The following is a 20,016-nucleotide window of genomic DNA, read 5'->3' on the forward strand; positions in this document are numbered from 1 at the left end:
ACCTGCGAGGTGCCTTCCCATTGGAACGATTGAACCGTAGAGAAGTCCAATTATTCCTTGCAGGACAGGCACTTTCGCGTATCTACACCCCGAAACTCGCAACACTCCGCGAAAAATCCGGGTGCTGCAGGTGCGACTGTTCAGCCACCGGGGCTTCGGTAGCGGCACCCTGTCGATCACCGTGCAATATCTGGTCATGTTCGGTGTGTTCTTGCTGCTGGTGCAATACCTGCAACTGATACTCGACTACCGTCCGCTGGAGTCTGCATTGGCCTTAACGCCGATCATTTTTCCGCTGGTGTCGATTTCGGTGATCTCGCCCTAGCTCGCCGACAAGGTCGGTCAGCGCCTGGTCACCGTCTCCGGCCTGCTCATCATTGCGGTCGGATTGTTCATGGTCAGCCGATTGAGTGGCCGATGCTGTCTACACCGAAATCCTGTGGCCGCTGCTGATCATGGCAACCGGGCTGGGCCCGGCCACCGCGGCAATCGTGGCCGATACACCGGTGGAAAAGCACGGAGTCGCCGTGGCGTCGCGCGCGGCCCGCAGCGCATCAGTTTGCCGTCGAAGATCAGCGCGACCTGGTCGGGGCGACCGATGTCGAGGTTGTCCCGGATGACCTGTTAGAAAAACACCCGCCCCGATACCGGTTTGTCGAGCGTCTGCGTGAGGGAGAACTCGGCCTGCAGGATCGACCGCTCGTAGCGGTAGCCGGCGGCGCGGTCGGCCGCGGGGAACGGATGCGGCAGGATGGCCAACCATTTACGTAACAGCGCGTCGATCTGGGCGGGACCCAGACTGTCGCAGATCCGCTGCAGCCGGTCCACGTCGTCGACGGCGGCGAAGCCGTTGTCCAGCGCGGTGAACCCGATGGCGGCCTTGGCGGCTTGGCGCTGCGCCCAGTGGTTGCCATTGATGCACAGCTAGCTTGGCGTTGTACGGGAAATAGGAGCAGAACGTCACGAAGAACGGGCCGAAATCGTGATCGACGCAATACGTGATCGACGCAATAGAAGTAGAAATGGTGACCCGCCTGGTCGCCGGAACAATCCATGGGTAGGCGTCGGCGTCGCGGCGTTTCTCGGTGCGAAACAGCTTCGTCTTTCCTGCGCCCGGCCCACGAACAGGACCCCTCGGTGCCGGTGAATTGGGCCAGATATTCGTGGGCGATGTCGTCTTTGCGTTGTCCCTTGGCGAAATCCACCCAGGGCGGCCCGTGGTCGCGGGCGAACCGGTGTACGGCCTTTTCGAACGCCTCGGTGATACGGGCCAGGGGGGCGGTCGAGGCGATGGGCAACCTCAGCTGGCGATGCACGTAACCGACCAGGCACGGGCAAACTCCAGTTGCGGCGCATAAACGTTGAGGTACATGCGGTCGATGCAGTCCGCCTCGAAGACCACATGTTCGGACAAGACATCGCCGACAGATCGCGCTACGGTCATCGTTGGCTCCGATCGAACGGGCGGCCAGCAGGCCCACCAACCGCGCTATGACGATTCATACACCGGACCAGCCACCCTGGTCACGGTCTCACCCCGCTCGACCGGAGCCCCGACCCTGGCGACCAAAGGCACGCCTCGCCGGGCTGGGGCGAAGCCCCAATCAGAACTTGAACCTGGTATGTCCGTATTGCATTGCACGGCTTGTGCTTGGTGGTCGGTGCCTTCCCGCGGTTGCAGGCGATCCTCTCGCGCAGACGCAGTTTCGCCAAATGGTGCCGCGCCGTCATCAAATCCCCGCAGCAGTTTCGGCTCCGCGGAAGTTTCGGCCCGGACGTTCATTGGGTTTGCTTGTCACGCATATGGCCGTACATTTCCCGCTCCATCAGTTCGCTGTCTAAGTACCAGCAGGAGCGAGGCGGGTAATGGCGTGGATGCACGGGTCCCTGATCCGCTGGCGTCCTCCGGTCCATGAGGCCGGTAATATTGCGGCCGGCGACGTTGACACTGTGGACGGCGCGGCTCCGCCAGAGGGTCCTGGTTAGCAAAAGCTTCACTTCACACCGCCACTTTCGCATACGTTTGCGCGACTGTCCGTGGGCACAAGTCGCGGAGTTTCGTTCGATGAGCGCACCAAGCGACGTGCGGAGACCGCTTTGTGAAGCGCCTTCACGACGCATCCTTCGATCTGTTGCGTGATCATCACGCCCCCTCTCGGCGGCACACGTCCCCTTTCTAATATGCGGACTACGAGTATTGCTACGATACTAGGAGTACTGCTCAGATACTGCTAGTTTTGTTAGTGGTGGCGTCGCGGTGAGGCAAATGGACGCGGGTGTCAACTGCACCCAGGGTTTACGGTGGCGAAGTGGAGCGCGATGCCGTTGAATTCCCGGTCGACGACGATGACGATGTTGACCCGCGCCGGCTGCGATCACGGACCCGGCTATTGGATGCGGCCACCAATACTTCTCAGTGCCGGCGGCATCGAGGCTGTCACGATCGACGCGGTCACTAAAGCCTCCAAGGTGGCGCGCACCACCCCTGTATCGGCACTTCAGCAGCTCGACTCAGCTGCTTGCCGCCACGTTTGAACGACTGCTGCCGCAGGTCACCCCTCCACGGGCCACGGGATCGTTGCGGGACCGGCTCATTGAACTGTTGAGCCGACAAGCCACACTGTTCCAGGAGGCGCCGCTACACCTCACCACTTTGGCCTGGGTGGCGCTGGGTCCGACACCAGATGGCACCGGGGAGACATCCGATCGTCAGGCGCTGCGGACGCGGATCATAACCGCTATCGCCGACCGTTCGATCCCTCGTGCAATGCCCCGACGCCCGCGCCGAACTCGACGAGTTCGACCTTGACTGATTCTGTGTCAACTCGTCGGCCCGGTCGCATTCGCGCGGCTGACCGGGCTGCGTTCCATCGATCGCCAAGACTGCGTGCGCATCGTCGATGACTTCCTCGCCGCGCACCGCCACCAAGCCGCCACCCGCCTCGTAGGCCACCATCCACAAACCACGAGACCACCAGCCCGCAGCAGCCGCTCCGGCTCGTCTCCGAGCGCGGTTAGTTCGCAGACCACAAGATCGGTAACAAGATAGCCGCGGATGGGGGCCAGAACGCAATCGCTGCGCGCGTTCGAGGGCGACCTCCCAACTGGGCACGTGGGCCAGCAGCGCGCAGCACCGTCCGGGCTTCCATCCGCTCTAAGGCCGCACCAAGGCAGAAGTGAACGCAAGAAGTGTGTTGAGGTGCCGATCGCGGTCGCCGCGGTCACTCAGGGTGATCTGCGCATCGAGGATCTTGTCGAGTTCCTCGGCGAGCGGCTCGCGCGCTACAAGCACCCCAAACGCGTGGAGATCGTTGACGCGCTGCCCCGCAACCCCGCAGGCAAGGTGCTGAAGACCGAGTTAAGGACCCGCTACGGCGCCGCGGACATCACTTAAAGCGCTTAGGCGTCAACGGATTTGACGACGGAGTGCCCAAGCCGACATAACAACGGACCTGCAGGTCACATTGACGAAAGGCTAATAGCGCGGATGCTATGCACGTTTGCGAACCCATCGGGTACAGTCCTGTGGTCCGACTTACTACGTGGGGATAGTGAGACGGAGGTCACACGCTTAGGGACGGGGCGAGGAGGAGCTATGCGAGACTATTCGCCGCTCCCCGGTATGGCGCAGGGTGGCATCGGGAGGGGGTGGCAGTGACCACAACGCAGCCGCGAATTACTGACTACATCCGCGACCAGCTCGGTCCGCCGCTGGTTCTCGTGGGTGGCTTCTTCCGGATGTGCGTCCTCGCTGGAAAAGCGTTGTTCCGCACGCCTTTTCAGTGGAAAGAATTCATCATCCAGTGCTGGTTTATCCTGCGCGTCGCGATTCTGCCGACCATGGCGATCTCGGTGCCGATCACCGCACTCTTCATTTTCACATTCAACATTCTGTTGATCCAGGTGGGCGCCGCTGACCTCTCCGGCGCCGGCGCGGGCATTGCTGTCATCACCCAGATCGGGCCGCTCAACACCGTGTTGGTCATCGCCGGCGCAGCCTCGACCGCCATCTGCGCGGACCTTGGAGCGCGCACCATTCGCGAAGAGATCGACGCGATGGAAGTGCTTGGCATCGACCCGATCCACCGGCTCGTGGTGCCCCGCGTGCTGGCCTGCTCGTTGATCGGGATGCTTCTCAATGCGTTGGTCAGCATGGTCGGCCTGGTCGGCGGGTTCGTCTTCGGTGTCTACTTGCAGCACGTGTCGGCCGGCGCCTACCTGGCGACGCTGACCCAACTCACCGGGCTGCCCGAAGTAGTGATCGCGACGATCAAAGCGTTGTCCTTCGGAATGATCGCCGGCCTGGTCGGCTGCTACCGCGGGCTGACGGTGAGTGGTGGGTCCAAGGGTCTGGGTACCGCCGTCAACGAGACCGTGGTGCTCTGCGTGGTGGCGCTGTTCGCGGTCAACGTGGTCTTGACCACCATCGGTGTGCGATTCGGAACGGGGCACTGACATGTCGACCGCTCAAGTAATTCGGTCCCGCTTTCCGCGGCTGTCCGGCGACCTTCGTCGCGTCGGCGACACCGCGACCAAACCGCTCGACGAAGCCGGTCGGCTCGGCTGGTTCGCGATCATCGGTGTCCGCGACATGGCGTGGGCACTGACCCGCTACCGCAAAGAGATCCTGCGTTTGATCGCCGAGGTCGGCATGGGCACCGGTGCCATGGCCGTGGTCGGTGGCACCGCGGTGATCATCGGTTTCGTGACGCTGTCCGCCGGTTCGCTGGTGGCCATCCAGGGTCTCGCGTCTCTGGGCCACGTCGGACTCGAGACTCTGCTCGGGTTCGTCTCCGCGTTTATCAACGTGCGCCTGGTCGCCCCGATCGTCACCGGTATCGCGCTGGCCGCGACCGTCGGCGCGGGCGCCACCGCGGAGTTGGGCGCCATGCGGATCAGCGAGGAGATCGATGCGCTGGAGGTGATGGGCGTCAAGTCCAACGCCTACCTGGTGTCGACCCGGATGCTGGCCGGGCTGGTGGTGATCATCCCGTTGTACTCAGTCGGCTTGATCCTGTCGTTTCTTTCACCGCAGGTCGTCACCACGTTCTTGTATGGACAGACGTCCGGCACCTACGACCACTATTTCCGCACCTTCCTGCGGCCTGACGATGTGTTCTGGTCGTTCGTCGACATCATCATCATCGCCGCGGTGGTGATGCTCTCGCACTGCTACTACGGCTACAACGCCAGCGGCGGCCCGGTCGGGGTGGGCGAGGCGGTCGGCCGCTCGATGCGCTTCTCGCTGGTCGCTACACCGGTCGTCATCCTGTTGGCCGAAATGGCGCTCTACGGCGTCAATCCCAACTTCAACTTCACGGTGTAGGCGGTGTTATGACGCACCCACGCGGGAAAATCAACAAACTGCCCCGCCAGCCCTTCCGGGTCGCCGGCGTCGTCGTCTTTCTCATTGCCGGGCTCGTGCTGTGGTTGGTCTACCTGCAGTACAGCGGCGACTTCGTCGACAAGACCAAGTTGACGATGCTCTCCGATCGGGCCGGCCTGGTGATGGACCCCGGATCGCAGGTCACCTACAACGGCGTTCATGTCGGCCGGGTAGCCGACATCACCGAAATCCGACGTGATGGCAAGCCCGCGGCCAAGTTCACCCTGGACGTCTATCCCAAGTACTTGCACCTGATCCCGGCCAACGTGGACGCGAAAATCGTGGCCACCACGGTGTTCGGTGAGAAGTACGTGTCGATGACCGCGCCGAGTCACCCACTGCCGCAACGGATCACGCCGAAGGATGTGATCGACGCCCGGTCGGTGACGACGGAGGTCAACACGCTGTTTCAGACGATCACCTCGATCGCCGAGAAGGTGGACCCGGTCAAGGTCAACCTGACCCTGAGCGCCGCGGCGCAGGCATTGAGCGGGCTGGGTGAGAAGTTCGGACAATCGATCATCAACGGCAGCGCCGCGCTCGATGAAGTCAACCCGCGGATGCCGATCATCCGCCACGACATTGCGCAGTTGGCCGCGGTGGGCGACACCTACGCCGACGCCGCACCCGACTTGACCGACTTCCTCAACAACGCGGCCACAACGGCCCACACCGTGCATGCGCAAGAAAAGGATCTGGACCGCGCGCTGCTGGCGGCCATCGGATTCGGCAGAACCGGCGCCGACATCTTCAACCGCGGCGGGCCCTACCTGGCTCGCGGGGCCAAGGACCTGGTGCCGTCTGCGCAGTTGCTGGACACCTACAGCCCCGAATTGTTCTGTTCCGTCCGCAATTTGCACGATGTCGAACCGAAGGTTGCCGCGTTCACCAGTCCGTATTCGCTGCGGTCCGAAACCGAGATCTTCTCCGGCCTGGGGCTGGCGCTGAGCCTGCCGGGGCTGGGCATCACGGCGGCCACCTTAGGGCTCTCGGCGTTGACCGGTCTGATCGGTGGGGCTCCCAACCCGTACATCTACCCGGAGAACCTGCCGCGGGTCAATGGGCACGGCGGGCCGGGCGGCGCCCCGGGTTGCTGGCAGACCATTACCCGTGACCTATGGCCCGCGCCCACGCTGATCATGGACACCGGCAACAGCCTCGCCCCGTACAACCATGTCGATACCGGCTCCCCGTACGCAGTCGAATACGTCTGGGGCCGCCAAGTGGGGGACCACACGATCAACCCATGAAAATGACCGGAACCCTCGTCAAGCTCGGCATCGTCTCGCTGGTGTTGATCTTCTTCACCGCGCTGATCACCGTTGTGTTCGGCCAGATGCGTTTCGACCGGACCACCAGCTACAGCGCGGAGTTCAACAACATCAGCGGGCTGCGGAACGGCCAGTTCGTTCGGGCCTCCGGGGTGGAGATCGGCAAGGTCAAGGACATCGAGCTGGTCGACGGTGGGCATCGGGTGCGCGTCGAGTTCGATGTCGACCGCTCGGTCCCGCTGTATCAGTCCACCACTGCTCAGGTGCGGTACCTCAACTTGATCGGTGACCGTTACCTCGAGCTCAAGCGCGGCGACGGTGAAGGTGGCGACCGGATACTCCCGGCGCACGGATTCATTCCGCTGTCGCACACTCAGCCTGCGCTGGACCTGGACGCATTGATCGGTGGTTTCAAGCCGCTGTTCCGGGCGCTGGACCCGGAGAAGGTCAATAACATCGCGACGTCGATCATCACCGTCTTCCAGGGGCAAGGCGGCACCATCAACGACATCCTCGACCAGACCGCGCAGCTGACGTCGCACATCGCGGAGCGCGACGAAGCGATCGGCGAGGTGGTCAAGAACCTCAACATCGTGCTCGACACCACTGTCAAACATCGCCAAGATTTCGACCAGACCGTAGACAACTTCGAGAAGCTGATCACCGGCCTCAACAACAACGCCGAACCCTTTGCGGCCGGTATCGCCAACATCAGCAACGGGGCCGGGACGGTCGGCGATCTGCTCGCCGACAACCGGGCCCTGCTGCACAAGACACTGAACTACCTCGAGCCCATTCAGCAGCCGATCATCGATCAGCGCGACCTCTACGACGACCAGCTCAAGCGGACGCCGATCGGGGTGAACATCGTCGGCAACGCCGTCGGCAACTACGGCGACTGGATCAACTTCTACCTGTGCGACCTCACCCTGAAGACCAACGGACTGCAGGCCGGCGGACCCGTCCGGACGGTCAAAATCTGGTCGCAACCGACGGGTAGGTGCACACCGCAATGAGAACGCTAGAACCCGCCAACCGGAAGCGGATCGGCCTGATGGGCTTGATCGTGACGGTGATGGTCGTCGGTGTGGGTCAAACTCTGACCAGCACCCCGCAATTGTTCGCTGAACCCAGCTATTACGGGCTGTTCACCGACTCCGGTCAGCTCAACAAGGGCGACAAAGTGCGGATCGCCGGGTTGGATGTCGGCGATGTCGAGGCCATCAAGATCGAGGGCGATCACGTGGTGATGAAGTTCTCGACCGGAGGTAACACCATCGGCACCGAGAGCCGGCTGGCGATCAAGACCGACACCATCCTGGGCAAGAAGGTGCTCGAGATCGAGCCGCGGGGCAGCCAGACGTTGCGGCCTAACGGGACGCTGCCGCTGGGGCAGAGCACCACCCCGTATCAGATTTACGATGCGTTCTTCGATGTCACCAAGGCCGCTGCCGGTTGGAACATCGACACCGTCAAACAGTCGCTGAATGTGTTGTCGGAGACCATCGATCAGACGGCTCCGCATCTGAGTGCGGCGCTCGACGGGGTGGCCAAGTTCTCCGACACCATCGGCAAGCGAGATGAGCAGATCACTCATCTGCTCGAGCAGGCCAACAAGATCGCCGGCATCCTGGGTGACCGAAGCCAGCAGGTTGACCGGCTGTTCGTCAATTCCAACAGCTTGCTGGCCGCCTTCAACGAGCGCAGCCGGGCGATCAGTGCGCTGCTGAGCAATGTGGCCACGTTCTCGGCGCAGGTGCAGGACCTGGTCAACGACAACCCGAACCTCAATCGCGTGCTGGAGCAGTTGCGAGTCGTCAGCGATCTGTTGGACAAGCGCAAGGACGACCTCGCTCAGACGGTCAAGAATTTTGGCAAGAGCGTTGCGGGCCTGAACGAGACTGTGGCGTCGGGGCCGTATTTCAAGGTGCAGGTGGCCAACCTGCTGCCGTACTGGATTCTGCAGCCGTGGGTGGATGCGGCGTTTAAGAAGCGCGGCATCGACCCGGAGGACTTCTGGCGTAGTGCCGGTCTGCCGGCGTTCCGGTTCCCCGACCCGAATGGCACGCGGTTCCCCAATGGTGCGCCGCCGCCTTCGCCGGCGACGTTGGAGGGCACTCCGGATCATCCGTTCCCGGCGGTGGCGCCGGGGTCGCCGTGCTCGTACACGCCGACACCGGAATTGCTGCCGCGGCCGGGCAACCCGATGCCGTGCGCGGGTATCGACCAGAACCTGGGCCCGTTCGGACCGAACGGGCCGTACCCGGCCTTGCCGAATGTGGCCTCCTCGCCGCCGAACCCCGCCGGTCTGCCGCCGACACCGGGCATCCCGATCGCCGGGCGACCTGGTCAAGTGCAACCCGATGTACCGGGAACGCCGGTGCCGATTGCTCCGGGACCGCCCGGGGCGCGCACTGAGCCATTGGGACCGCTGCCCGGCCCCGCTCCGGCCAATCCCGCGGCCGCGCCGCCACCAGGACCATTGCCGCCCGGACCCCCGGCCCCGCCGGGACCCGGCCCGCAGGTGCCGGCACCGTTCATCGGCAATACGGGTGGAGCCGGCGGCAGCGGTGCGCAGGGAGGTAACCAGAATTGAGCACCGTCTTTGATCTCCGGAACCTGCGGTTGCCGAAGATGTCACGCGCGGCGATCATCATCGGCTCGTTGGCCGTGGTGGCCGCACTGGTGCTGGGCTACTTCGGAATTCAGCTGTACAAGAAGCTGACGAACAACACTGTCGTTGCCTATTTCCCGGTGGCGAACGCGCTGTATAACGGCGACCGGGTCGAGATCATGGGTGTCAAGGTCGGCGCGATCGACAAGATCGAGCCGGCCGGCGACAAGATGAAGGTCACCTTCCACTACGCCAACAAGTACAAGGTGCCCGCCGACGCGCAGGCGGTGATCCTGAACCCGACGCTGGTGGCGTCGCGGCTGCTCCAGCTGGAGCCGCCCTACAAGGGTGGGCCGGTGCTGGCTGACAACGCCGTGATCCCGGAAGAGCGCACGCAGGTGCCCACCGAGTACGACGAACTTCGCAACGCCGTCACGAACGTCATCTCCAAACTCGGTCCGACCAAAGAGCAGCCCAAGGGCCCGTTCGGTGATGTCATCGAGTCTTTTGCGGACGGGCTGGCCGGCAAGGGCAAGCAGATCAACACCACCTTCAACGACCTGTCGCGAGCGCTGACCGCGCTCAACCAGGGTCGGGGTGACTTCTTCGCTGTGGTGCGCAGCCTTGCGCTGTTCGTGAACGCGCTGCACGCGGACGACCAGAAGTTCGTGGCCCTCAACAAGAACCTGGCGCAGTTCACCAACAGTCTGACCGGCTCCGACCAGGACCTGGCCAATGCGGTGCAACAGTTCGACGGATTGTTGACGACGGTGCGGCCGTTCCTCGACAAGAACCGCGAGGTTCTGACGCACGACATCAACAACCTCGCCGACACGACCAACACACTGGTCCAGCCCGACGCGCTGAACCGGTTGGAAACCAGTCTGCACGTCCTGCCGACGGCGTTGTCGAATGCCAACGTGATCTACCACCCGGCCCACAGCGCCATCGCCGCGCAGCCGGCCGGAACGGTCGGCACCATGGGTTTCGCGAACCCGATGCAATTCCTGTGCAGCGCCATTCAAGCCGGCAGCCGGCTGGGCTATCAGGAATCGGCCGAGCTGTGTGCGCAATACCTGGCGCCGGTTCTCGACTCGATCAAGTTCAACTATCTGCCGTTCGGTCTGAACCCGTTCAGCCTCGCCGCGACGTTGCCGAAGGAAGTTGCCTACTCCGAGGACCGGCTGCATCCGCCGAACGGCTATAAGGACACCACCGTGCCGGGTATCTGGGTTCCCGACACTCCAACCTCGCACCGCAACACCCAGCACGGCTGGATCACCGCGCCCGGCATGCAGGGCGTCCAGGTGGGGCCGGTCACGGCGGGCCTAATGACCCCCGAATCGCTGGCCGAGCTGATGGGTGGGCCGGACATCGTGCCGGTGCAGTCGAACCTGCAGACCCCGCCGGGATACCAGAATGCTTACGACGAGCAGCCTCTCGGGCCGGCGCCGTATATCGGATTGCCGGGGAAGCCGGGCCCGATACCGCCGCCGCCGCCGGGACCCAATGTGATTCCCGGTCCGGTAGCGCCGATGCCGGCGCCTGGACCCGCGTTGCCCGCTGAGGCAGCATCCGCAGGAGGCAACTGATGATGCGCGTGATGCTCAGCAAAGCCCGCCACCGGATCTGGCAGAGTCTGGTATTGCTCGTTGCAGCACTGGTGTTGAGCTCGTGTGGCTGGCATGGCATCTCGAACGTCTCGCTGCCCGGCGGCCCGGGCAGCGGGTCGGGTGCCTACACCGTGTATGTGCAGATGCCGGACACGCTGGCCATCGACGGCAACAGCAAGGTCATGGTGGCCGACGTGTTCGTCGGCTCCATTCGCAAGATCGAGCTCAAAACCCCGGACGTCGTCATCAACGGTCACCGCGCCAAGAACTGGGTGGCCACGCTGACGTTGGGCTTGGACAAGAACGTCAAGCTGCCGAAAAACGCCACCGCCAAGATCGGGCAGACCAGCCTGCTGGGTTCGCAGCACATCGAGTTGGCCCCGCCGGCCGACCCGTCGTCGCAGATGCTGAAGAACGGCGACACCATCCCGCTGAAGAATTCGTCGGCGTATCCCAGTACCGAGCAGACGCTGGCAAGCCTGGCGATGATCGTGCGCGGCGGCGGACTGCCGAATCTCGAGGTGCTGCAGAACGAGGTCAGCAAGATCTTGACCGGGCGGGGCCCAGAGATCCGCGCGTTCCTTGGCAAACTGGACACGTTCACCCGCCAGCTCAACGAGCAGCGCGACGACATCACCCACGCCATCGACTCGACGAATCGGCTGTTGGCCGTCGTCGCCAATCGGTCAGATGCATTGGACCGCGCGCTGACCGAATTCCCGCCGCTGATCAAGTTTTTGGCGGGTCCGGAGTATCAGAAGCATCTGGTCGACGCGGTCGAATCGGTGGGCGCGCTCAGTCAGGCTGCGGCCCAATATCTTGGTGAGGCGCGGGGTCCGTTGCATCAGGACCTGCAGTTGCTGCAGTGCCCGTTGAGGGAATTGGGTAAGGCGTCGCCGTACCTGCTTGGCGCTTTGAAGCTGGTCTTCACCGCGCCGTTCGACCTCGACACTGCTCCCAAGCTGATCCGCGGTGACTTCATGAACTCCTCCCTGGAGGTCGACACCACGTTGTCCGCAGTCGACAATGCGTTCCTCACCGGGACCGGGTTCTCCGGGGCGTTGCGGGCTTTGGAGCAGTCGTATGGCCGGGATCCCGCGACGATGATTCCTGACGTGCGGTTCACGCCGAACCCGAATGACGCGCCGGGCGGACCACTGGTGGAGAGGGCGGACCGGCAATGCTGACTCGGATGATCAAGCGGCAGCTGGTGATCTTCGGCATCCTGACCGCGGTGGCCCTGTTGGTGCTGGGTATCTACTACCTGCGTCTCCCGACGTTGATGGGCATCGGCCAGTACGACCTGAAAGCTGAGCTGCCGGCATCGGGCGGCCTGTACCCGACGGCCAACGTGACCTACCGCGGCATCACGATCGGCAAGGTCACCTCCGTCGAGCCCACCGAGAAGGGCGCCGAGGCGGAGATGAGTATCTCCAGCAAATTCAAGATTCCCCTCGATGCGGTCGCGAACGTGCACTCGGTGTCTGCGGTCGGTGAGCAGTATCTCGACCTGGTGTCGCAAGGCCAGGCGCGCGGATTCTTTTCGCCCGGGCAGACCATGACCAAAGGCACCGTGCCAAGCGAAATCGGCCCGGCGCTGGACACCGCCAACCGGGGGTTGGCGGTTCTCCCGAAGGAAAAGATCGGCCAGTTGCTGGACGAGACGGCCGAGTCAGTCGGAGGACTGGGTCCGGCGTTGCAGCGATTGGTCGATTCCACCCAGGCGATCGTCGGCGACTTCAAGACCAACATCAATCAGGTCGATGACATCATTCAGAACTCCGCACCGATCCTGGACAGTCAAGCCGTCTCGAACAACGCGATCGAACGTTGGGCGCGCAATCTGAACGTCCTGGGCAAGCAGACCGCGCAGCAAGACTCGCACCTGAAAAGCATTCTGACGCAAGCGGCGCCGACCGCCGACCAGGTGAATTCGGTGTTCAGCGGTGTCCGAGAGTCGCTGCCGCAGACCCTGGCGAACCTCGAGATCATCATCGACATGCTCAAGCGCTACCACCCTGGCGTCGAGCAGACGTTGGTGTTCCTGCCCCAACTCGGGTCGATCGTGCAGGCGATCTCCGCCCCCTACGAAAAGGACCGGATGGCGGCGTTGGACCTCACGCTGGCGATCAACTATCCGGCGCCCTGTTTGACCGGTTTCCTCCCCGCGCCGCAGTGGCGCGCACCGGCGGACACCAGCATCGCGCCGCTGCGGGACAACAACTACTGCCGGATCCCGCAGGACTTCCAAGCCAACGCGGTACGTGGCGCACGCAACATGCCATGTATGGATGTCCCGGGTAAGCGCGCGGCGACGCCCGCGGACTGCCGCAGCGGAAAGCCCTACGTGCCCCTGGGGACCAACCCATGGTACGGCGATCCCAACCAGATTCTGAACTGCCCGGCACCCGGGGGGCGCTGCGACCAGGCGGTCAAACCGGGCTTTGTGATCCCGGCGCCGTCGGTCAACAACGGGCTGAACCCGCTGCCCGCCGACAGGTTGCCGCCCGGCGGGCAGACTCCGCCGCCGTCCAGCGATCCGCTGCAGCGACCAGGCTCGGGCTCCGTGCAGTGCAACGGGCAGCAACCCAACCCGTGCATCTACACTCCGGGCGGGCCTCCGGCAGCTGTCTATAGTCCGATGAGTGGCGAGGTGACGGGCCCCGACGGTTCTAAATATTCCGTCAACAACTCACGCAATACAGGAGATGACGGATGGAAGGAGATGCTGGCGCCAGCCGGCTGACCCCGAACGACCCGGACGATTCGTCGTCTTCGGATGTCGGAACCGACCAGACCAGCACCGAGGATGTGACCGAGCAGGCCGGCACCGAGGTGATGGCTGAGACCTCGGCTTCGGAGGTGACTGCCGAGGATTCGGCAGAATCCGAGAGCGGAACCGACCCAGCCAACACTGCCGAGGATGCTGCTGACACTGAGCTCACCGAGTCGGACGCCGAGGACCTAGCGGAATCGGCGAGCGCTGAGACGACGGACGATCCGGGTGCCCCGTCGCGTCTGGGCCGCACCTGGTTCATCGGAGCCGCGGCCGCGCTTGTCCTGCTGGCCGGTGGTGTCGGGACCGGCGGCTACCTGGCGCTGCGCTCGCATCATGACAGCGTGATCACCGCGCGGCACGATGCGGCAGCGGTGGAAGCGGCCAAGACCTGTGTCGCTGCCACCCAGGCACCCGACACGGCAACGATGGCTGCCAGCGCCCAGAAGATCATCGAGTGCGGTGCGGGAGCCTTCAGATCGCAGGCGATTCTGTACAGTGGGCTGCTGGTCGAGGCGTATCAAGCTGCGAACGCTCACGTCGAGGTGTCGGATCTGCGCGCGGCAGTGGAGCGCAACAACCCCGACGGTTCGATCGACGTTCTGGTACCGATGCGGGTCAAGGTGACCAACAGCGAGACGCAGAACCAGGAAGCGGGTTACCGCTTGCGCGTGACAATGGTGTCCGATGAAGGCCAGTACCGGATTTCCAAGCTCGACCAGGTGGCGAGGTGACGTTGCTGGTCGAAAGGACCGAAGCCGCAACGGTAGTCGAAGCAGCTGCGCCGGATCGCCTGGCGCACTGGCATATTCGTGCCGCGGCTGTTGTTCTCGACGTGCTGCCCGGCGTTGCCGTGGTGGCGACGATGGCGCTGGTCTGGTTGGCGGCGCCGCCACACAGCATCTGGTGGTGGGCATCGTTGTCCATCCTGGTCTTCGCTGCGCTGCTGACCATGGTCAACCGGGTGGTATTCCCGACGATCATCGGGTGGAGTATCGGACGCGCTCTGGTCGGGATCGAAGTCGTCGGACCGGGCGGATCGCCGGCCGGAGTCGGACGGCTGATGGTCCGGGAGTTCGCCCATCTGCTCGACACCTTCTCGATCTTCGTCGGATGGTTGTGGCCGATGTGGGACCCGCGCCGGCGCACCTTCGCCGACATGCTGCTGCACACCGAAGTTCAACGGGCACAACCAGATCGACGCCCCTCGGACGTCGGCCGGAGCGCCGTGCGGGTGGTGTCGGCTGCGGTCTTGCTCTGCACCGCCGGTGCCGGGATGAGCATCCAGGCGATCTTTTTGCCCGATCGCGCATCCGAGGCGTCCCGCGACGCGGTCAACGCACAGGGACGCAAGATCGTCGCGCAAATCCTGACGTATGACGCCAAATCGCTCAAAGATGACTTCGCCCGTGCTCGGTCGCTGACGTCTGACAAGTATCGACCGGAACTGATCAAGCAGCAGGAGTCGGTGCAGAGGGGTCACCCCGGCATCAACGAGTACTGGGTGACCGACAGCACCGTGCTGTCGGCGACGCCGGATCGGGCGACGATGCTGTTGTTCATGCAGGGCCATCGCGGTGCAGGCGACGAGCAGCGGTTCATCACGGCCACCGTGCAGGTGTCCTTCGTCAAAGGCAAGAGTGGCAACTGGCTCGTCGACGACCTCACCGTCGTGACGAAACCCAAACCGGCACAAGGGAAAAAATGAGTCCGCGCCGACAAATCCCGCCCGGTGAAGAGCCGCTGTACATCGAGCAGCTGCCGAAGGCGACGCTGTGGTCGCGGCTGCCGTCGCTACCGCACCAGTGGTGGAAGCCGTCGCGGCGGTGGGCAGTGCCCTCGATGGCGGCTGCTGCCGCGCTGCTTACCGCGGGTGCCATCACAACGTCGTCGCTCGTCCTGGTTGAACACGAGTCGCAACACAAAGAGGCGATGAAGGACGTCGACGTGCTCGGCTTCGTCCGGGCATTCATGACCGGGTTCACGACGCTGGACCCGTTCCACGCCAATGACTACGTCGACCGGGTATTGGCCCATGCAACCGGCGATTTCGCCAAGCAGTACCACGACAAGCAGAACGAAATCCTGGTCCAGATCGCCCGGGCCGAACCCACCACGGGCAACACCTTGGCCGTCGGAGTCGAACGGTGGAACGACGACGGCAGCGCTAATGTCATGGTGGCCACCGAAGTCACGTTCAAATCTCCTGACGGGAAGCAAAAATACGACAACACGAATCGTTGGGTGGTCACCGCTCAGCGGGAAGGCAATCAGTGGAAGATCAGCAGCATGCAGCAGGTGATCTGACCGACGAGTCTCCCCACCCAGGAGATGTCGCCGAGACAGACGCCCCGGAGACAGAAGCAGCAGCGGAGATCGCCGACGGCGACGACGCGACCGACGGCGAAAAGGCCGAGGACGCAACCGAAGCCGAGGACAGTGTGCCCGGCTTCCGCGAACTGCGGCCGGCGGGCAAGTGGTTGCTGATCGCGGCAGGCGTCGCGGCGGCACTGTTCGTCGGTTCCGCGGCATTCGCCGGCGCGGCCGTGCAGCCGTATCTCACCGATCGCGCCACAGTAGAGATCAAGCAGCGGGTCGCACGCACCGCCGCCAACGCGATCACCACGCTGTGGACCTACACACCGGACAACATCGACAAGCTGGCCGACCGTGCGTCGCTGTATCTCAGCGGTGATTTCGAGGCGTCATACCGCAAATACATCGATGCGATCACCGCGCCCAACAAGCAGGCCCAGATCACCAACAACACCCAGGTCACCGGGGCAGCGGTGGAATCACTGAACGGTCCGGAAGCCACGGCGATCGTCTACACCAACACGACGTCGACCAGCCCGGCCACCAAGGATGTTCCCTCGCTGAAATACCTGTCGTATCGCCTGAGCATGCAACGCAGTCACGCACGGTGGCTGGTCACCAAGATGACGACAGTGACCTCGCTGGACCTGACACCCAAGTTTTAGTTGAAGGCGAGCCAGCCCGGCAGCGAGCGCTCGTGCGAATCGCACAACACCTCGCGAGTGTCGCAATTGCCTTTGGGCATACCGGCCCCCGCCCACATGCCGCCGGTGTGGCGGCGCAGCACGGTCGCCGACGAGGTGCGGCCGTCGAGCAGAATCGCGGTGTCGCTGCCCAGACCACGGAAGAGGTCCTGAATGTTTGTCGGCATATAGCTACCGCCTTGGAACACATACATTTCGTCGCGGGGCTTGGAATAGGCCAGCGCCGTGCGGGCGGCGCTCGGCCGCTGTCGTTGACTTGGCCACTGTTTCCAGGGGACAACATACCGAGCCCGCTCACCGCGACGAACTGCTCGCCGCGGTTGACCGACCCGGTAACGACCTGGGTGGCGGCGTCGTAGTAGTCGGGACCGTCGCAGCCGCCCCGCGGCCAGACCATCGACGGTGTACCACGCGAAGGCAGGATCATCGTCGCCAATGCACTCCAGTTCTCGTTGCCGCCGGACAGACCTTGGTCTGATTTGCGTGAAGACCATATCCTGAAGCGCGCATCCCGACCCCGCTGAGTGTCGGCTGCCAGGTGAATGGGACCACTTCAGAGCTGGTTTTGCCATGAGGATGGGACCACCTGTTTGCCATTAATGGGACCACCTGGCTGGCTGGTTTGCCAGTTATGGGACCACCCGGCGTGGCTTCGGGGCTTTCCGGTTGCTCGGCCGCTGTATTGGCCAATGAGCTACCGGGAGGTATCAGTGATCGAGATCGTGGAGATGCTGCGGCTGTGGCTGCAGGGGTTGGGGTTGCGAGAGGTAGCCCGGTTGTCGGGCACCGACCGCAAGACGGTGCGCCGCTATATCGACCGGGCGCGGGCGTGTGGTCTGGACCGCGATGGTGGTGCGGGCCAGCTCACTGATGAGTTGATCGCGGCGGTGATCGCCGTGGCGCGGCCGAGCCGGCCGACCGGCAAGAGCCAGGCGTGGGAGACCATCGCCGCCGAGCACGAGCAGATTCAGCAGTGGTTGAAGCAAGGGTTGACGCTGACCAAGATCCATACGCTACTGGGACGCCGCGGTGTGGTGGTGTCGTATCGGACGTTGCATCGTTATGCCACAAACGAATTGGACTTCGGTCGCCGCCTTGCCACGGTGCCGGTGGCCGACTGTGAACCGGGCGCGGAGGTGCAGGTCGATTTCGGTCGGCTCGGCCTGCTCACCGAGGCATGCGATGGCCGGCGCCGGGTGGTGCATGGGCTGATCTTCACCGCGGTGTACTCCCGGCACATGTTCGTCTGGCCTACCTACCGCCAGACCCTGCAGGATGTGATCGCCGGGTTCGAGGCGGCGTGGATGTTCTTCGGCGGGGTGTTCGCCGTCGTGATCCCCGACAACATGAAAGCCATCGTCACCGCTGCCGATGCCACCGAGCCCAGGCTCAACGACGCGTTTCGCGAGTACGCCCAGGCCCGCGGGTTCGGAGTTGATCCCGCCCGGGTCCGCAGCCCCCGCGACAAGCCGCGGGTGGAGCGCTGCGTTCAGTATGTGCGCTCGAATTTCTATGCCGGAGAACAGTTCCGAGACCTCGGAGACTGCCGGGAACGGGCCGAGCACTGGTGTGCACACACTGTGGGGATGCGTATCCACGGCACCACCCGGATGCGCCCAGCCGAAGTGTTCTCCGTCGAGGAAGCACCCGCGCTGGCACCGGTACCCGAGGAGGTGTTCGACATTCCGACCTGGAGCCATCCCAAGGTGGCCCCGGACCGGCACGTGCAGATCGCCAAAGCGCTCTACAGCGTTCCTGGAGAGCTCATCGGCAAGCGCATCGACGCCCGCACTGATGCGCACGCGGTGAAACTGTATTGGCGCGGTGAGCTGATCAAGGTCCACCCGGTCATGGCACCGGGGCGCCGGCACACCGACCCCGCTGATCTGCCCGCCGAGGTATCGGTCTACGCGATGCGGGATCTGAATGCCCTGCAGCGCAAAGCCGCCGCCCACGGCGCCCACGTCGGCACCTACGCCGCCGTGGTGCTGGAGCATCCGCTGCCGTGGACCAAGATGCGCCAGGTCTACCGGTTGCTGGGGTTGGTGCGCCGCCACGGCGCCGAGGCGGTCGAGGATGCGTGCCGGCGCGCGCTGGACGCCGAGGTCATCGACGTCGGGCTCATTGAACGGATCCTGACTCGCGGTGGCGGTGAACAGTTACCGCTGATGCCCAAGCCCTCAGCCCAAGCGTCCCGGTTCGTGCGCGAGAGTTCCGATTTCGCCGTGCGCAGGCCCTCATGAGCCCGCAGCGTCCCGATGCCGCACCTGCGGTCAAGCCGATCGAGGTCTCCGCCGACCTCAAAGCCTTGATGCGCCGCCTCAAGCTCGGTCAACTGCTCGACACCCTGCCCGAGCGGTTGGCCCTGGCCCGCACCAACCGGTTGCCGCATCACGACTTTTTGGAACTGCTGTTCGCCGATGAAGTCACCCGCCGCGACCGCGAATCGGCCACCCGACGCGCCAAGGCCGCCCACCTGGACCCGCAGATGCAACTGCAGGCCTGGGATGAGTCCACCGCCGTGGCTTTCGACCAACAATTGTGGGCCGAGTTGACCTCGCTAAGGTTTCTCGCCGACGCCTACAACGTGCTCGTCATGGGACCCGTCGGAGTGGGAAAGACGTTCCTGGCCAATGCTTTAGGACACATCGCCGTGCGGCGTCAGCACAGCGTGCACACCGAACGCGCCGACAAACTGTTCAAACGCCTACGCGGAGCACGCCTGGACGGCACCTACGAAGACGAGATGCGCAAACTGCACCGCGTCGAGTTGCTCATCATCGACGACCTGGCCCTGCACCGACTAGAGACCATCGAGACCACCGACTTCTACGAACTCATCGTCGAACGCCACCGCGCCGCCTCGACCATCATCACCAGCAACCGAGAACCGCCCGAGATCCTGACCATGATGGCCGACCCGCTACTGGCCCAATCAGCGATGGACCGACTGCAATCAGCAGCCTACGAACTCGTCGTCGAAGGCGAGTCCTACCGGCAGCGCCAAAAACCCCAACACCGAAAGCCGGCCCCTCCGACTCCGTCGGATTGACCGAGAGCCACACCATCAGCGAACATCAGCACACGGCCAACAACCGGAACGACCCGGTCCCATACTCATGGCAAACCAGCGGTCCCATCACCCTGGCAGGCGACAGCTGAGGGAGACCTGATCTGCTAAAACAACCAGTCCGGCTGGCGAGTCCCCGATACTGAGTCCACCTGATCTGTACCCGTGTTGTTGGTCCAGGGTTATGCGAGTCGAGGGCAGAGTGATCATCAGGAGGTCACATGCCCCGCGCGTATCCGGCTACGGTCCGCCAGCAAATCATTCGA

Annotated in this window: 16 protein-coding genes and 4 pseudogenes; 17 read left to right on the forward strand and 3 right to left on the reverse strand. The window is 63.8% G+C overall.

The annotated features are described in order from the left end of the window. Positions 1-121: 121 nt before the first annotated feature. Positions 122-533: pseudogene (locus CYU59_RS02755) on the forward strand (MFS transporter); the annotation flags it as partial. Between the two features lie 91 nt (positions 534-624). Here the strand turns inward: CYU59_RS02755 and CYU59_RS02760 are convergent. Beyond that, on the reverse strand, positions 625-828 hold the full coding sequence (locus CYU59_RS02760; protein ID WP_292975651.1) for a hypothetical protein: 204 nt from the start codon (positions 826-828) through the stop codon (positions 625-627). Between the two features lie 472 nt (positions 829-1,300). Next, a complete protein-coding gene (locus CYU59_RS02765) occupies positions 1,301-1,444 on the reverse strand; it encodes a hypothetical protein (RefSeq protein ID WP_292975654.1) in 144 nt (47 codons plus the stop codon). Positions 1,445-2,309: 865 nt separating this feature from the next. On the opposite strand from CYU59_RS02765, the pseudogene CYU59_RS02770 reads away from it, so the two are divergent. The 14 genes and pseudogenes from CYU59_RS02770 to CYU59_RS02835 all read left to right on the forward strand — a co-directional run bounded on the left by CYU59_RS02770 (position 2,310) and on the right by CYU59_RS02835 (position 16,641). Then, positions 2,310-3,049: pseudogene (locus tag CYU59_RS02770) on the forward strand (helix-turn-helix domain-containing protein). 120 nt (positions 3,050-3,169) lie between these two features. Further along, positions 3,170-3,394 (forward strand): annotated as a pseudogene (locus CYU59_RS02775) (long-chain fatty acid--CoA ligase); the annotation flags it as partial. Positions 3,395-3,675: 281 nt separating this feature from the next. Next, complete coding sequence (locus tag CYU59_RS02780) at positions 3,676-4,455, forward strand: ABC transporter permease (RefSeq protein WP_292975682.1); 780 nt, start codon at positions 3,676-3,678, stop codon at positions 4,453-4,455. Between the two features lies 1 nt (position 4,456). Continuing rightward, positions 4,457-5,326: an ABC transporter permease gene (locus CYU59_RS02785; protein WP_292975656.1), complete on the forward strand. Its 870-nt coding sequence runs from the start codon at positions 4,457-4,459 to the stop codon at positions 5,324-5,326. An 8-nt stretch (positions 5,327-5,334) separates the two neighbouring features. Further along, positions 5,335-6,636 carry an MCE family protein gene (locus tag CYU59_RS02790; protein ID WP_292975659.1) on the forward strand — a complete coding sequence of 434 codons (1,302 nt, stop codon included), beginning with the start codon at positions 5,335-5,337 and terminating at the stop codon, positions 6,634-6,636. After that, positions 6,633-7,673: a virulence factor Mce family protein gene (locus CYU59_RS02795; protein WP_292975661.1), complete on the forward strand. Its 1,041-nt coding sequence runs from the start codon at positions 6,633-6,635 to the stop codon at positions 7,671-7,673. Before CYU59_RS02790 ends, CYU59_RS02795 begins: the two co-directional genes overlap by 4 nt. Beyond that, positions 7,670-9,253: an MCE family protein gene (locus CYU59_RS02800; protein WP_292975663.1), complete on the forward strand. Its 1,584-nt coding sequence runs from the start codon at positions 7,670-7,672 to the stop codon at positions 9,251-9,253. The genes CYU59_RS02795 and CYU59_RS02800 overlap by 4 nt, the downstream gene beginning before the upstream one ends. Then, positions 9,250-10,863: a virulence factor Mce family protein gene (locus CYU59_RS02805; protein ID WP_292975665.1), complete on the forward strand. Its 1,614-nt coding sequence runs from the start codon at positions 9,250-9,252 to the stop codon at positions 10,861-10,863. The genes CYU59_RS02800 and CYU59_RS02805 overlap by 4 nt, the downstream gene beginning before the upstream one ends. Before the next feature lie 2 nt (positions 10,864-10,865). Further along, on the forward strand, positions 10,866-12,071 hold the full coding sequence (locus tag CYU59_RS02810) for a virulence factor Mce family protein (RefSeq protein ID WP_292975684.1): 1,206 nt from the start codon (positions 10,866-10,868) through the stop codon (positions 12,069-12,071). After that, a complete protein-coding gene (locus CYU59_RS02815; RefSeq protein ID WP_292975667.1) occupies positions 12,065-13,630 on the forward strand; it encodes an MCE family protein in 1,566 nt (521 codons plus the stop codon). The genes CYU59_RS02810 and CYU59_RS02815 overlap by 7 nt, the downstream gene beginning before the upstream one ends. Further along, entirely contained in the window at positions 13,600-14,394 is a 795-nt protein-coding gene (locus tag CYU59_RS02820) for an Mce protein (RefSeq protein ID WP_292975669.1), read from the forward strand. Before CYU59_RS02815 ends, CYU59_RS02820 begins: the two co-directional genes overlap by 31 nt. Further along, complete coding sequence (locus CYU59_RS02825; RefSeq protein ID WP_292975671.1) at positions 14,391-15,368, forward strand: RDD family protein; 978 nt, start codon at positions 14,391-14,393, stop codon at positions 15,366-15,368. Before CYU59_RS02820 ends, CYU59_RS02825 begins: the two co-directional genes overlap by 4 nt. Beyond that, positions 15,365-15,967, forward strand: coding sequence for a mammalian cell entry protein (locus tag CYU59_RS02830; protein ID WP_292975673.1), 603 nt, complete (start codon positions 15,365-15,367; stop codon positions 15,965-15,967). Before CYU59_RS02825 ends, CYU59_RS02830 begins: the two co-directional genes overlap by 4 nt. Further along, positions 15,934-16,641 carry a mammalian cell entry protein gene (locus CYU59_RS02835; protein ID WP_292975675.1) on the forward strand — a complete coding sequence of 236 codons (708 nt, stop codon included), beginning with the start codon at positions 15,934-15,936 and terminating at the stop codon, positions 16,639-16,641. Before CYU59_RS02830 ends, CYU59_RS02835 begins: the two co-directional genes overlap by 34 nt. Here the strand turns inward: CYU59_RS02835 and CYU59_RS02840 are convergent. Beyond that, a pseudogene (locus CYU59_RS02840) lies at positions 16,638-17,152 on the reverse strand (hypothetical protein); the annotation flags it as partial. The gene CYU59_RS02835 and the pseudogene CYU59_RS02840 sit on opposite strands and share 4 nt — an antisense overlap. A gap of 217 nt (positions 17,153-17,369) precedes the next feature. Here CYU59_RS02840 and istA point away from each other — a divergent pair. Both istA and CYU59_RS02850 read left to right on the forward strand, forming a co-directional pair. After that, positions 17,370-18,923, forward strand: a complete 1,554-nt coding sequence (gene istA, locus CYU59_RS02845) for an IS21 family transposase (RefSeq protein WP_363113762.1) — start codon at positions 17,370-17,372, stop codon at positions 18,921-18,923. After that, positions 18,920-19,732, forward strand: a complete 813-nt coding sequence (locus CYU59_RS02850) for an ATP-binding protein (RefSeq protein WP_292975679.1) — start codon at positions 18,920-18,922, stop codon at positions 19,730-19,732. The genes istA and CYU59_RS02850 overlap by 4 nt, the downstream gene beginning before the upstream one ends. Positions 19,733-20,016: the final 284 nt, after the last annotated feature.

It is taken from the genome of Mycobacterium sp. (assembly GCF_002863225.1).
GTDB lineage: Bacteria > Actinomycetota > Actinomycetes > Mycobacteriales > Mycobacteriaceae > Mycobacterium.